This is a genomic window from Giesbergeria anulus (genome assembly GCF_900111115.1).
In the GTDB taxonomy this organism is placed as follows: Bacteria; Pseudomonadota; Gammaproteobacteria; order Burkholderiales; family Burkholderiaceae_C; genus Simplicispira; species Simplicispira anulus.
In genome coordinates, this window is sequence record NZ_FOGD01000005.1 from 93,850 (window position 1) to 106,770 (window position 12,921).

The following is a 12,921-nucleotide window of genomic DNA, read 5'->3' on the forward strand; positions in this document are numbered from 1 at the left end:
GGGCCACATTGTAGGGGTGGCCCTGCCAGTTCTTACGTTACCAACCCAGCAGAATATGCAACGGCAAGTACACCGCCATGCCCACGCTGATGGTGCCCAGAATGCCGCGCCGCCAAAAATAGTAGCAGGCAGCACACAAGATAGCCGGTAAGCGAGCATCTTGCCAAGTGGCAATCAGGCTGCCTTGGCTCATGACGATCTCAGGAGCCAGCACGGCACTCAAAGCGGCCAGCGGCGCATATTTCAACCCGCGCCGCAGCCAGTGCGGCAGCGGCAGCTCTTGCTGCGGGATCATAAAAAAAGAGCGCGACAGCATCGTGATCAGCCCTAGGCCGACAATCGCCAGCGCCCAATCGAGCCAAGTCCAGCCCATCAATCAGGCTCCTTGTGCTGCAACCAAGCCTCTGCTGCCAAGCCTGCGGCCACCGCCGCCACAATCGCCACCAAAATATTGAGCTTGAGCGGCAAAGCAAAAGCGGCCACCGCCGCCGTGGCCGCCACCCCGGTAGCAATCCAAGTAGCCCGATCATGGAGCATAGACAACAGCACGCCCAACAGCGCCAGCACGCCAGCAAAACCCAAGCCCCAAGATAACGGCACCTCATTGGCCAGCAAAATACCGGCAATCGACGGCAATTGCCACGCTAGCCAGTTGGTCGTAGCAGCACCCCAAAAATAGGGCTGTTGCTCTGGCTGCGGTTGTTGCGTTGGGTAGCGCTTCATGAATGCAACAAAAATCACATCGCCACTAAAGTAGCCAATGGTGAGGCGCTGGCGCAGCGGTAAATGGGCAAAGTAGCTGCGCCACAGGTTGCTAAAAATCACAAAGCGCAAATTGACGCAGATGGCCGTGAGCCAAATCACCCACAGCGGCGCACCCACGGCCAGCAAGGGCAGCACGGCCAATTGGGCGCTCCCGGCATAGACCAGCAAAGACACTGCCAACGCCAGCGGCACCGACAGCCCGCCTTTGACCATCGCCACCCCAGTGACCAAGCCCCAAGCGGCCATCCCCACGGCAGGGCTAATCATGTCGCGCACCGCGAGGCGATACGCCGGGTGGCGCACAGTGTCAGTGAGGGCCATTAAGGCCATCGGTGGCACCCAGCACCATGCCGGGTTGCAGGGCAAAGCCGCGCAAAAAATCAGCAGCAGGCAAGCGCTTGCCGCCTGCGCGCTGCAACACCGTCAGGCGCAAAGCGCCTTCACCACAGGCCACCACCACGCCTTGTGCGTCTGCTTGCACAATCTGCCCAGCCCGCACACCGGCAGGCACTGCACCATCGGCCAACGTAGCGGCCCAAAGTTTGATGGTCTCGCCCTGCGCCACGGTGCTGGCCCCCGGAAAGGGGTCAAAAGCGCGGATGCGCTGGCCGATCACGGTGGCTGGCAGTTGCCAGTCAATGCTGCTTTCGGCCTTTTCAATTTTGTGCGCATAGGTCACGCCCGCCGCAGGCTGGGGCGTAGGCTGCAAGCGCGCTGCGCTGGCTTGTTGCAGGGCTTGCACAATCAAATGCCCACCCAGCGTAGCCAGCTTATCGTGCAAGCTGGCGGTGGTGTCATGGGTGGCAATGGGCAAAGGCTCCATGAGCAACATATCGCCGGTGTCTAAGCCCGCATCCATCTGCATGATGGTGACGCCGGTTTGCGCATCTCCGGCCTCAATAGCACGGTGGATGGGCGCGGCACCACGCCAGCGCGGCAGCAGGCTGGCATGGATGTTCAGGCAGCCCAGACGTGGCAAATCCAACGTCCACTGCGGCAAAATCAGGCCATAAGCCGCTACCACCATGACGTCGGCTTGGGCAGCCTCTAGCGCGGCGCGTGCCTCGGCAGCTTCTGAGGCAAATTTGCCATCCAAGCGCAGGCTGTGCGGTTGCGCCACCGCAATGCCATGCTCTAGCGCACATTGCTTGACCGGGGAGGCTTGCAACTTCATGCCGCGCCCAGCGGGGCGGTCGGGCTGGCTTAGTACCAAGGGGACGGTATAGCCCGCTTGCAGCAATTGCTCTAGCGCCACACGGGCAAACTCTGGCGTGCCAGCAAAAACAACCCTCATTCGCGGGCCTCGCGCTGGCGCTTGACCATCTTAGATTTGATGCGGTTGCGCTTGAGCGGCGACAGGTACTCGACAAACACCTTGCCCAACAAATGATCCATTTCGTGTTGGATGCACACGGCCAGCAAGCCTTCGGCCTCGATCTCCCGCGAGACGCCATTGGCGTCCAAGGCGCGCACCCGCACGGCCACCGAGCGCGCCACGCCATCGTAAATGCCGGGCACCGACAAGCAGCCCTCGTCACCCACCACGGTATCGGGGCTGGCCCAGACCAGCTCTGGGTTAATGAGCACTTGGGGCTGGTTGCGCTCTTCGGAGGTGTCTATCACCAGCACGCGCTCATGCACGTTGATTTGCGTGGCTGCCAGCCCGATACCGTGGGCGTCGTACATAGTGTCTAGCATGTCAGCCACCAGCTGGCGCACGCGCTCATCTACCCCCGCCACCGGCTTGGCTACCGTGTGCAGTTGGGGATCGGGATAGCAAAGAATCGGGAGAATGGCCATGGTGTCGGAAGGAAATAGTGCCGTATTTTCGCTACTTTTGCTGCACCGCAGCGCCGAGCTCGCCAATAATCATTGCCCCATGCAGGGTTTGCCTACAGAATTCTTGGCCATTCATCAACCCCGATCCACCACAGCAGCGACGGAGCCTCTCGCCCATGCAGCACCCCAAACAAGACATGCCCCTCTCTACCCGCACACCTTCAGGGCTACCTTGGCACATGATCTTGGCACTGGGCGCAGCACTTACCGGGCCGTCGGCCCCGGCACAACCGCTCCCCGTAGCCGTCACAGCCAGTCAACCCACCACTGCGCAAGCCGTAGAGCAGCACGGAGTGGCCGTGGCCGAACTGGCCCCCAACGCCCCTGAGCGTTATGTGGTCAAGCGCGGAGACACCCTCTGGGGCATCTCAGGCATCTACTTACAAAAGCCTTGGCGCTGGCCACAGCTGTGGGGCATGAACCGGCAAGAGATTGCCAACCCGCACCTGATTTTTCCGGGCCAAACGCTGTATCTGGACACCGAGGGGGGCTACGCTCGGCTGCGCACCCGTGCCGCACAGGGCCGTGGGGAGCCCGAAACGCTGCGCATCTCACCGCGCACCCGCAGCGAGAGTTTGGCTGACTCTGCCTTGCCGACACTGCAACCACACCTGATTGAGCCCTTTTTGGTCGAACCCTTGGTGATGGATGAGCAAGAGCTGCTGCAAGCGCCGCGCCTGATTGCCACCACCGAAAGCCGCGTGCTCATGAGCACCGGCGACCGTGTGTACGCCCGCAGTGGAACCGGAGTCTCCTTGCGCACTGACAACAGCGAATCGCGCCAATACCGGATTTTTCGCAATGCACACCCCCTCAAACACCCCGTTACTGGCGAAGTGCTCGGCTACGAGGCCCAATACCTAGGCCAGGCAGAGTTGTTGCGCAGTGAGGGCAGCGAAACGGGCATCAACGAGCGTGGCGCACGCATTGAGGAGTACATTCCGGCCACACTGAGCATCACCGCCATCCGTGAAGAAATCCACGCTGGCGACCGTCTGCTGCCAATGCCCGAACGCTCTTTTGTCAACTACACCCCCCACGCACCGCAATATGAGATTGACGCCTATGTCGTCTCCATCTACAACAGTTCGGCATTAGCCAATGCGGCGCAAAACCAAGTCATTACCATCAGCGCAGGTGAGCACGACGGCCTGCAAACCGGCCATGTGCTCTACCTGATAACCCAAGGGGGCCATATTCAAGACAAAACCGATGAAGCACGCGCCACCGTCAAACTGCCCAACGAAAACAACGGCGTAGCAATGGTGTTTCGTACTTTCGAGCGGGTGTCCTATGCCCTTATCCTGAACGTGCAAAACACCGTGCGCATTGGCGACAGGCTGGTCAATCCGCAGTAATTGCTGCGCTGGTATTGATATGGAACACGACGAATTGGCCGCTTGGCTGCGCCTGACGCTCACCCCCGGCGTGGGCAACGCCACGGCGCGCAAGTTGCTGCACCACTTTGGCCTGCCCCAGCAGGTGTTTGCCCAGTCGGCAGCGGCGTTGCGCGTCTGCACCAGTGCCGCCCAAAGCCAAGCACTGCAAACGCTGCCCCCGGCATTACAACCACTGCTAGAAAAAACCTGGCAATGGCTGCAATCGTCCAACGCTGATCTGCGCAAAGAGATAGCGCCACTGGGGCATCCGCTGTACCCGGCAGCGCTGCTCAATAGCGATGACCCTCCCTTGCTGCTCTACCTGATGGGGGCCACTCGCTTTTTAGATGCACAGGCCCCCGCTTTGACGATGCGCAACTGTCTGGCTGTGGTGGGCAGCCGCAACCCCACCGCGCAGGGCCAAGACAATGCCCACGCCTTTGCACAAACCCTGCGTGCCAGCGGTTTGACTATTGTGTCGGGCTTGGCCTTAGGCATTGATGCTGCCGCCCACGAAGGGGCATTGCAAGCAGCCAGCCCCCAGGACACCACCCCTGCCACCATCGCCGTAGTAGGCACCGGATTAGACCGCGTCTACCCCAGCCGCCACCGCGAGCTGGCACACCGCATCGCCGCCCAAGGTTTACTGCTGAGTGAATACCCACTGGGCACAGCCCCTCTAGCCGCGCACTTTCCCAAGCGCAACCGCATTATTGCGGGCCTATGCCAAGGGTTGCTGGTAGTAGAGGCAGCACCAGCTTCGGGCTCGCTCATCACCGCCCGCTTGGCAGCAGACCAAGGGCGCGAAGTGTTTGCCATTCCGGGCTCCATCCATGCCCCCCAGTCGCGCGGCTGCCATGCGCTGATACGCCAAGGGGCCACACTGGTGGAGTCAGCCCAAGACGTGCTGGAAGACCTGCATTTTTCCCAGCCCTGTATCCCTGCTGCCACTACAGCCGACGCTGCCCCGACCCCAGATACTGCCATAGACACCGCAGAATCGCCCTTGCTGCAAGCGCTGGCTTTCGACCCCGTGGGCCTCGATACTTTGGTGGCCCGCACTGGGCTAGACACCGCCAGCCTGTGGGTGCAACTGCTAGAGTTGGAGCTGAGCGGCCAAGTAGCCCGCCTGCCCGGTGGCCTGTTTCAGCGCATGGCCTTGGCCTGAACCTGCCAGTGCAGCGCCGCGTTATTGCAACAAGCGCTCAGGGTTGGCATCGAGCTTGGCCAGCGCATCGCGAGCGGCGCGCACCGTCAAGCCTTCTTCGTCTTGTAGCGTGAGCAGGCCCGTTTGCAGATAGGCCGCCAAGCGGCGCAACTGCAATAGATAACTGCGTCCATCGGGGGCGGCAAACAGGTGCAACTGCTGGCGCTGGCTGTGCCAGACGTACTGCACCTGCGCTGCGCTGCCATTGTGGTCAATGGTGAACCAAGCGCCCACCTGCAACTGACGCGCCCACTCCACCACGGGATCCTCCACTGGGGCATCATTGTCGGCAATCACAGACAGGTTCGACATATCAATGCCCAGCATCATTTCGATGGCCTCGGCATCAAGCGGCATATCCCCCAACACAGCCTCAGTGATGCAGTCTTCCAGATTTTCTAGCCCCCGGGCCAATATCTCGATTTGCCCATGGGCAATTGGCTCGGTTTTGGACACAAAGGCTTGGGCCAGCACATCGGTAAGCACCTTAATCTGTGCTTCTTGGGCATTGTCTGCCATATTGACCAATGCCAGCCCTTGGCGCAAACGATCAAGTAAGCCAGGCAAGCTCTGGATCACCTTGCTGCGGTCACTGCGGTGTGGCTTGGCACCGGCGGCCCACACCAAATCAGCCGCCATGCGCTTCAAGGCCAAGGTATCAGGGTGTTGGGCACCCGCACGCACTGCCGATAGCGCCAGCACCTCAGCCCAAATTTTGAACAGAAAATCGCGGATTTCATCGCGCACCGGCATATCCTTGAGCAAGGTGCGCAGCTCAATCGTGTACTGAATGGTCAGGGTTTCGCGCTGCTCTACCTGCTGCGCTACCGTCACGACCCGTGCCGTAGATTTCTTTTGCGTCAGGAACTTGGCCAAAAAGGCTTCAAACTCCTCACGCACCAGTTGGAATACCTTACGGCCTGTTTCGGGGTACTGCTCAATCACCTGCACCACGCGGCGAATCTCACCCTCTAGGGCGCTGCCGTCAATGGCCGTAGCGTCAAAGCCCATCACGCAGGCACCCATGCGGTCAATCAATACCCGCGCCGGATGGTTCAAGTCGCTAAAAAAGTCGGGCTCGGCTAGCGCGACGCGCAACACCGGCACCTGCAACCGTGCAAACAACACGCGCACCGCTGGCGGAATGCGGTCTTCCGACAAAATGCTTTGAAACATCAGGGCCACCACCTCGATGATGGCTTTTTCGCTGTCGGTGCCAGCCTGCTTTTTGAGTTCTGCCGCACGCTCGCGCACCGCTCCGACCAACTGCACCACGGCCACCGGCCCTGCTTGCGGGGCCATGCCCGCCATACTGCTGTAGTAGGTTTGGGCTTGGATTTGCTGCTGCGCCAACGCCTGTGCCAGCGCTGCGGAGGCTGGCGGTGCCTGCTGCATCGCGGCGGCATCGGCCATTACGCTCCCTGGAGCACCCGTGATGGACTGCAAACCGCTCATAGGCGCACCCATCACCATGGACTGGGCAGCTGTTTGCGGCATCATGGGCACCCCTTGGGCCATACCGCCGGGCCACATCAAGCGGCGCAACTGCCCCATCACGCCATAAGCGCGCTCACGCGCACGGGCCAACGGTGTAGCACCCACCAAAGATGCTGCCCCAGCCATGACCGAGCGCAGCGCAGCGCCAGGGCCGCTGTCCATTGCGCCACTGGGCAATCCCGCCCTCTGAGAGGCTAGAGTACCTGCAGGCAGCGCCCCTGATGACCCCAACTCACCCATGCGCGAGCCTGCTCCGGCATTGCTTCCCCCCCCTACGGGCGGACGGCTGACGCGCAGTTGGGTCTCTGGTTGGGCTACCCCTTGGCTGCCGAGAAAATCATTACACAGTTGGTAGGCTACTTGGGCACGGGCCGCCAACTCGCGCTGCAAAGGATCGAGCACCGCCTGCAAATCAGTACGAGATAACCCAGCAGCGACCCATTGCTCTACCAGCAACAAACAGAAGGTTTCGGGGCGCAACAAATCGCTAGCCACCAGCTCTTGCCCCTCTAGCATCTGCACACGCCGACGCAAAGCATCAAAGCTACCACTGACAGCCTCTAACACCGTCAGGGCGATGCGTGAGGCCACAATTTTGTTCTCTACCACATCGTCGCTAATCAACTCTAGACTGAGGTCTAGTGGGGCAGGGGTGGTGGCGCGGGCTGACACAGGGGGCTGGTTTTGCGCCTGCTCCCAGACGCGCCGCGTGGCCTGCACCCAATCGGCACGGCGTTGCCCATACAGTTGCCAAGCATCTCGGCGGCCTTGCATTTCGCGCTGAGTGCCCGTTTGGTCCATCAGACTGGTGAGGAACGTGAAAACCGCCTGATCGACGTCCACCAGCCCTGCGGCCAAGGTCTTGACAAACTGTTGGCGCACTTGGCGGGCCAGATCGCGTTGTGAAGAAAGAGGCGCAGGCGCAAACATAGCGCTATCGTAATCGGGAAAACAGCACCGTGCTTAGACGGTAGCGCCAGCGTTGGGATCGTTGGGGTCTGTGTCTTGCTTGTTGGTAGTCTTGACCAAATCTTCGCGCTTAACCCCCAGCCACATGGCAATGGCGGCAGCCACAAACACTGATGAGTAAATACCAAACAGAATGCCAATGGTCAGCGCCAGCGCAAAGTAATGCAGGCTGGGGCCACCAAAGAAGAACATCGACAACACCATCGCCTCGGTAGAAGCGTGGGTAATGATGGTGCGGCTCATAGTGCTGGTGATGGCGTGGTCAATCACCTCATGCGTCGTCATCTTGCGGTACTTGCGAAAGGCTTCGCGAATCCGGTCAAAAATCACCACAGACTCATTAACCGAGTACCCCAGCACTGCCAACACACCGGCCAACACCGACAGCGAGAACTCCCACTGGAAAAAGGCAAAAAAGCCCAAGATGATGACCACATCGTGCAGATTGGCAATGATGGCGGCCACGCCAAACTTCCACTCAAAGCGGAAGGCCAGATAAATAACGATGCCCAGCACCACCATGCCCAGCGCCATCAGGCCACCGTGTACCAGCTCCTCGCCCACCTGCGGGCCGACAAACTCGGTGCGGCGCAGCGTGACACCGGCATCAGCCACTTTGAGGGCTGCCAACACTTGCTCACTTTGCTGGGCCGAAGTCACGCCTTTTTGCACCGGCAGGCGGATCATGACATCGCGCGAGGTGCCAAAGTTTTGCACCGTGACATCGGCATAACCCAACTGGGCCACCGTGTCGCGCACTTTGCCAATGTCTGCCGTTTGCTGGTAAGCCACCTCCATCACCGTGCCACCGGTAAACTCTACCGACAGGTGCAACCCGCGTGAGAACAAGAAGAACACGGCCAGCGCAAAGGTGAGGAAGGAGATCGCGTTGAACACCAACGCGTGCTTCATGAACGGGATGTCTTTTCTGATGCGGAAAAATTCCATGACCGGCAGTCCTTTAGTTGGTGGGGGCCACAGTGGTGCCGCTGGCTTCGGGCTTCCACACTTGCCCAATAGACACACTCTTGAGCTTTTTCTGGTTGCCGTACCAAAGGTTGACCAGCCCACGCGAGAAGAACACCGCCGAGAACATGCTGGTCAAAATACCAATGCAATGCACCACAGCAAAGCCGCGCACCGGGCCAGAGCCAAAGGCCAGCAGCGCCAAGCCTGCAATCAGGGTGGTGACGTTCGAATCCAAAATAGTGGCCCAAGCGCGTTCATAGCCGGTATGAATCGCCATTTGTGGTGATACGCCCTCGCGCAGCTCCTCGCGGATGCGCTCGTTAATCAGCACATTAGAGTCAATAGCCACACCCAGCGCCAGCGCCATAGCGGCAATGCCGGGCAAGGTTAGGGTGGCTTGCAACATGGACAAAATAGCCACCAACATCAGCACATTGACGGCCAGCGCCACAGTAGAAAACACGCCAAACAGCAGGTAGTACACGCACATAAAGGCGGCAATGGCTACCATGCCCCAGACCACCGAGTTGATACCGCGCTCGATGTTGTCAGCGCCCAAGCTCGGGCCAATGGTGTATTCCTCAATGATTTCCATGGGCGCGGCCAAAGAGCCTGCGCGCAGCAGCAATGCAGTGTCGGTGGCCTCTACCGTGCTCATGCTGCCAGAGATTTGCACCCGACCGCCGCCAATTTCAGCGCGGATCACAGGGGCAGTGACCACTTCGCCCTTGCCTTTTTCAAACAGCACAATCGCCATGCGCTTGCCCACGTTCTCGCGGGTGATGTCCTTGAAGATGCGCGAGCCTTTGGCATCTAGCGTCAGGTTCACGGTGGGGTCTTGGTTCTGACCGTCAAAACCGGGTTGAGCATCGGTCAGGTTCTCGCCAGTGAGCACCACCTGCTTTTTGACAATAACGGGGCGGGCATTGCGGTCGAGGTAGCGCTCGGCACCAAACGGCACAGGGCCGGTGCCCAGCTCGGCAGAACGGGCCTCAGCGCTTTCATCGACCATACGCACTTCCAGCGTGGCGGTGCGGCCCAAAATATCTTTGGCCTTAGCGGTGTCTTGCACGCCAGGCAATTGCACCACGACGCGGTCTAAGCCCTGCTGCTGAATGACCGGTTCGGCCACGCCCAACTCGTTGATGCGGTTGTGCAGCGTAATGATGTTTTGCTTGAGCGCCTGCTCTTGCACGCGGCGCAGGGCCTCGGGCTTGATGCTGGCTTGCAAGTTGAACTCGCCATTCTGGCGGCTCGGATTGACTTGCAGATCAGTAAACTGGTCGGCAATCAGGTTGCGGGCTGCCGTTTGTGTGGCCTCATCGCGCAGTTTGATATTGATGCTTTGGCCGTCGCGGCTGATACCACTGTGGCGAATGCTCTTGTCACGCAATGTGGTGCGAATATCACCTGCGTAGGATTCAGCCTTTTTCAGCAATGCGGCCTGCATATCCACTTGCAGCATGAAATGCACACCACCGCGCAAGTCCAACCCCAAGTACATGGGAGCAGCATGCAAAGAGGTAAGCCAAGCCGGGGAGCGTGATACCAAATTCAGCGCCACGATGTACATCGGGTCGGCAGGGTCAGGCACCAGTGCCTTTTGGATGGCATCTTTGGCCTTAAGCTGGGTGTCAGGGGTGTCAAAGCGCGCCCGCACCGAGGTGCCCTCTAGGCGCAGCAGGTCGGGCTTGACCTCAGCAGCATCTAAGGCGGCCTGTACCCGTGCCAGCACGGCGGCATCCACCTTGACCGTGGCCTTGGCCGATGAGACCTGCACCGCTGGGGCTTCACCAAAGAAATTGGGCAGGGTATAGAGCATCCCCACCAACAGTGCGACCACTAAGATCGCGTACTTCCAGACCGGGTAACGGTTCATCGCGCTTGCACCTCTAGGACAATAGACTCAGCCCGCGCATTCATGCCCAGACTGACAGCAGCCACAGCCAGCCAGGCTTTACTTCAGGGTACCCTTGGGCAGCACCTGTGCCACAGCTACGCGCTGCACTTGGATTTCGACACCGTTTGCCACTTCAATGTGCAAAATTTGCTCGGACAGGCGCGTGACCTTGCCCAGCAAGCCACCGCCCACCACCACCTCATCGCCCTTGGCCAAGGCATCGACCATAGCGCGGTGCTCTTTTTGGCGCTTCATTTGGGGGCGAATCATGACAAAGTAGAGCACCACAAACATCAGCACCAGAGGCAACATGCTTTGCAGCGTGGACATGATGTCGCCACCACCAGCAGCAGCGGCAGGAGCGGTTTGGGCAAAAGCAGAAGAGATGAACACGGAAACTCCCAGAGAAACCAGAAAATACAGAACTGCCCAGCCCAAGCGCAACCAGACGCCTATCGCGGGGACAAAGGCGCGATTGTATGCGGCAGGCCATCAGCCCCTACGCCCTGTAGGCTGTCAACCTGAACCAAACAGCCAGCTAAAAAAGCGCCGCACCCAGAACCAGTAAAACAGACAGGTCATCAACACCCAGTAGAACATCCAAACCCAGCGGCTGGGCACCAGCCGCGTGCCGTTGCCAGACCAGACCTCCCAGCCACCCCCACGCAGTAAGGGCTTGCCTGCAGCATCGAGCACATTGAATTTTTTGACTGAAGGCAGTGAGCGGGCATAGAGCTGATCGACATCACCATCCATCTTGACGATAAGCACCAAGCTCAGGCAATAGCCCGCCACACCAATGATGAGAAACTCCCAAAAACCAGTGCTGCCAATGGCCAACCACAGACCCATCATGGTGCAAAAAATAGCCACACAAACCCAAGCCAAGTACAACCGCGCATAGTTGAACTTCATCTCTTGGGCACATTTGACAATCAAGGTTCGCGACTCTTGGCCGTGGGGCGATTCGTAGGCTTCACTGCCCACGGTTTGCAAAACATCGAGGTTGTTGGCAATGCTCACAAAGCGCTGCACCACTTTTTGTGGCGTTTTGTAGTCGATCAGAAACAGTTGGTGAGCATCAATTTGATTGCCCACCTTGCGCAGTTCTTCAAAGTCAGACTCGACTAAGCTCTCGACAATGCCACCTTGGGTGAGCCATTTTCGCTCTTTGCCGTAGGCAATGGCTTTGTATTTTTTACCATTGCAGGCCAGCTCAATCGATTCAATATCAATATGCCCACCATAGACGATTTGCAGCATACGGTGGTTGTCTAGGCCACGCCAGCCCACATACTCTTGCTGCACTACTGAGGTGGCCAGATTGGCAATTTGGATCGGGTCTTTTTCTAGATCAAAAATCTTTCTGGCATGCTCAGAAGACTGGGCTCGCAACTTGGTCTGGTGGTGGATTTTGAGGTCAATGCAGGCTTCGTACATCAGCCCGGTTTCGTGTGACCCAGCACATTGAGGGCAACTGAGCTTGCCCGTTTTTTTGCATTTCTCGCAGGGGCAGGCCCCTTTGCCCGCACAGCGTTTGCAAGTGACAAAGGCATTGCCCCGGCAAGCCAAGCAAGGCACGGTGCCCTTGACGCATTCGGCATTGGGGCAGGGAATCATCTCCTTGACGATCTGGTATTTGACCGTTTGTGGCCCGCCCTCTTTACCGCCCCCGCTAAATTCGTAGGGCACATCTTTTTCTTGCACCACCTCGCCATTGCCTAGGCAAGTCATACACATGGTACGGCCTTGATCACAGCCAGAGGCGCGGCAGGGCAGTTTTTGGTTGCCGTGGCAATCGGGGCAGACATATTCGCGATTGCCTTTGCACATGTCGCACACCACCTCGCCTTCTTTGTTGCACGTTTGGCATTTTTGCAAACTCCAAAAGCGCGCGGCAGTGCCAAGGTATGTGCCCTCTTCCAAGTCCAGAGGCAATCCTGGATGGTTTTTGACCTTGTCGTCTAGCCTTTTTTCGGCGTCAGCCTCTAACTTTTCGATCAACGCCACCATGCCCGTCTGGGCTAGGTCATCAGAGGGGGTGCGGTGGTCTTTAGACTGGGCTTTGAAGTAGCCATTGATCGGCGTCACCTTGATGTTCTTGTATAAAACAAAGGAGGCGCTTAGGGTAAAGTCTTGGTCAAATACATTTTGCTGCACTGCCACGACATCGGTGGCCTTGAAGCTGGTCTTTTCTGCCACCATGCGCTGGATTTCTTGCAGTAAAGGCCCCGCTTGCCCTACAGTAGCAGATGGCGTTGGGGCAGTGGCAAGTTCAGGAGAGGCAGAATTTGCAGCAGGCTTGTTCATGGCGGGTGGGTTAAAAATGGACGGTTCAGGGGCACAGAGAATTCCATCCGTTGCCAGACGCCATTTTTAACCAGTTTCCATAGAAC

Annotated in this window: 11 protein-coding genes; 2 read left to right on the top strand and 9 right to left on the bottom strand. The window is 58.8% G+C overall.

Annotated features, from left to right (window positions below):
* Nucleotides 1-37 precede the first annotated feature (37 nt).
* Genes BMX55_RS09550 through def form a run of 4 tightly spaced genes read right to left on the bottom strand, consistent with a single transcriptional unit; the run spans nt 38 to nt 2,565 of the window.
* Entirely contained in the window at nt 38-373 is a 336-nt protein-coding gene (locus BMX55_RS09550) for an AzlD domain-containing protein (RefSeq protein ID WP_091456550.1), read from the bottom strand.
* Nucleotides 373-1,095, bottom strand: coding sequence for an AzlC family ABC transporter permease (locus tag BMX55_RS09555; protein ID WP_091456553.1), 723 nt, complete (start codon nt 1,093-1,095; stop codon nt 373-375). Before BMX55_RS09555 ends, BMX55_RS09550 begins: the two co-directional genes overlap by 1 nt.
* The gene (fmt, locus tag BMX55_RS09560; protein WP_091456555.1) at nt 1,073-2,059 is read right to left on the bottom strand and encodes a methionyl-tRNA formyltransferase; all 987 of its coding nucleotides are present in this window, start codon (nt 2,057-2,059) and stop codon (nt 1,073-1,075) included. Before fmt ends, BMX55_RS09555 begins: the two co-directional genes overlap by 23 nt.
* A complete protein-coding gene (gene def / locus BMX55_RS09565) occupies nt 2,056-2,565 on the bottom strand; it encodes a peptide deformylase (RefSeq protein WP_091456558.1) in 510 nt (169 codons plus the stop codon). Before def ends, fmt begins: the two co-directional genes overlap by 4 nt.
* 218 nt (nt 2,566-2,783) lie before the next feature.
* On the opposite strand from def, the gene BMX55_RS09570 reads away from it, so the two are divergent.
* Both BMX55_RS09570 and dprA read left to right on the top strand, forming a co-directional pair.
* Nucleotides 2,784-3,962: a LysM peptidoglycan-binding domain-containing protein gene (locus tag BMX55_RS09570; protein ID WP_425432064.1), complete on the top strand. Its 1,179-nt coding sequence runs from the start codon at nt 2,784-2,786 to the stop codon at nt 3,960-3,962.
* 19 nt (nt 3,963-3,981) lie between these two features.
* The gene (dprA, locus tag BMX55_RS09575) at nt 3,982-5,151 is read left to right on the top strand and encodes a DNA-processing protein DprA (RefSeq protein ID WP_091456563.1); all 1,170 of its coding nucleotides are present in this window, start codon (nt 3,982-3,984) and stop codon (nt 5,149-5,151) included.
* 21 nt (nt 5,152-5,172) lie between these two features.
* Here the strand turns inward: dprA and BMX55_RS09580 are convergent, their stop codons facing one another.
* From BMX55_RS09580 to BMX55_RS09600, 5 genes are all read right to left on the bottom strand, one after another.
* Nucleotides 5,173-7,617 (bottom strand): DUF1631 family protein, encoded by a 2,445-nt coding sequence (locus BMX55_RS09580; RefSeq protein ID WP_091456565.1) that lies wholly within the window; start codon nt 7,615-7,617, stop codon nt 5,173-5,175.
* A gap of 33 nt (nt 7,618-7,650) precedes the next feature.
* Nucleotides 7,651-8,604, bottom strand: coding sequence for a protein translocase subunit SecF (gene secF / locus BMX55_RS09585; RefSeq protein ID WP_091456568.1), 954 nt, complete (start codon nt 8,602-8,604; stop codon nt 7,651-7,653).
* Nucleotides 8,605-8,617: 13 nt separating this feature from the next.
* Nucleotides 8,618-10,504 (bottom strand): protein translocase subunit SecD, encoded by a 1,887-nt coding sequence (secD, locus tag BMX55_RS09590; RefSeq protein ID WP_091456573.1) that lies wholly within the window; start codon nt 10,502-10,504, stop codon nt 8,618-8,620.
* A 78-nt stretch (nt 10,505-10,582) separates the two neighbouring features.
* Nucleotides 10,583-10,918: a preprotein translocase subunit YajC gene (yajC, locus tag BMX55_RS09595; RefSeq protein ID WP_091456576.1), complete on the bottom strand. Its 336-nt coding sequence runs from the start codon at nt 10,916-10,918 to the stop codon at nt 10,583-10,585.
* A gap of 123 nt (nt 10,919-11,041) precedes the next feature.
* Entirely contained in the window at nt 11,042-12,835 is a 1,794-nt protein-coding gene (locus BMX55_RS09600) for a DnaJ-like cysteine-rich domain-containing protein (RefSeq protein ID WP_091456579.1), read from the bottom strand.
* Nucleotides 12,836-12,921 lie beyond the last annotated feature (86 nt).

What these genes read in the sequence shown, in the direction of transcription:
- BMX55_RS09550 (WP_091456550.1), bottom strand. Translation starts at nt 373, where the DNA reads ATGGGCTGGACTTGGCTCGATTGGGCGCTGGCGATTGTCGGCCTAGGG.
- BMX55_RS09555 (WP_091456553.1), bottom strand. Translation starts at nt 1,095, where the DNA reads ATGGCCTTAATGGCCCTCACTGACACTGTGCGCCACCCGGCGTATCGC.
- fmt (WP_091456555.1), bottom strand. Translation starts at nt 2,059, where the DNA reads ATGAGGGTTGTTTTTGCTGGCACGCCAGAGTTTGCCCGTGTGGCGCTA.
- def (WP_091456558.1), bottom strand. Translation starts at nt 2,565, where the DNA reads ATGGCCATTCTCCCGATTCTTTGCTATCCCGATCCCCAACTGCACACG.
- BMX55_RS09570 (WP_425432064.1), top strand. Translation starts at nt 2,784, where the DNA reads ATGATCTTGGCACTGGGCGCAGCACTTACCGGGCCGTCGGCCCCGGCA.
- dprA (WP_091456563.1), top strand. Translation starts at nt 3,982, where the DNA reads ATGGAACACGACGAATTGGCCGCTTGGCTGCGCCTGACGCTCACCCCC.
- BMX55_RS09580 (WP_091456565.1), bottom strand. Translation starts at nt 7,617, where the DNA reads ATGTTTGCGCCTGCGCCTCTTTCTTCACAACGCGATCTGGCCCGCCAA.
- secF (WP_091456568.1), bottom strand. Translation starts at nt 8,604, where the DNA reads ATGGAATTTTTCCGCATCAGAAAAGACATCCCGTTCATGAAGCACGCG.
- secD (WP_091456573.1), bottom strand. Translation starts at nt 10,504, where the DNA reads ATGAACCGTTACCCGGTCTGGAAGTACGCGATCTTAGTGGTCGCACTG.
- BMX55_RS09600 (WP_091456579.1), bottom strand. Translation starts at nt 12,835, where the DNA reads ATGAACAAGCCTGCTGCAAATTCTGCCTCTCCTGAACTTGCCACTGCC.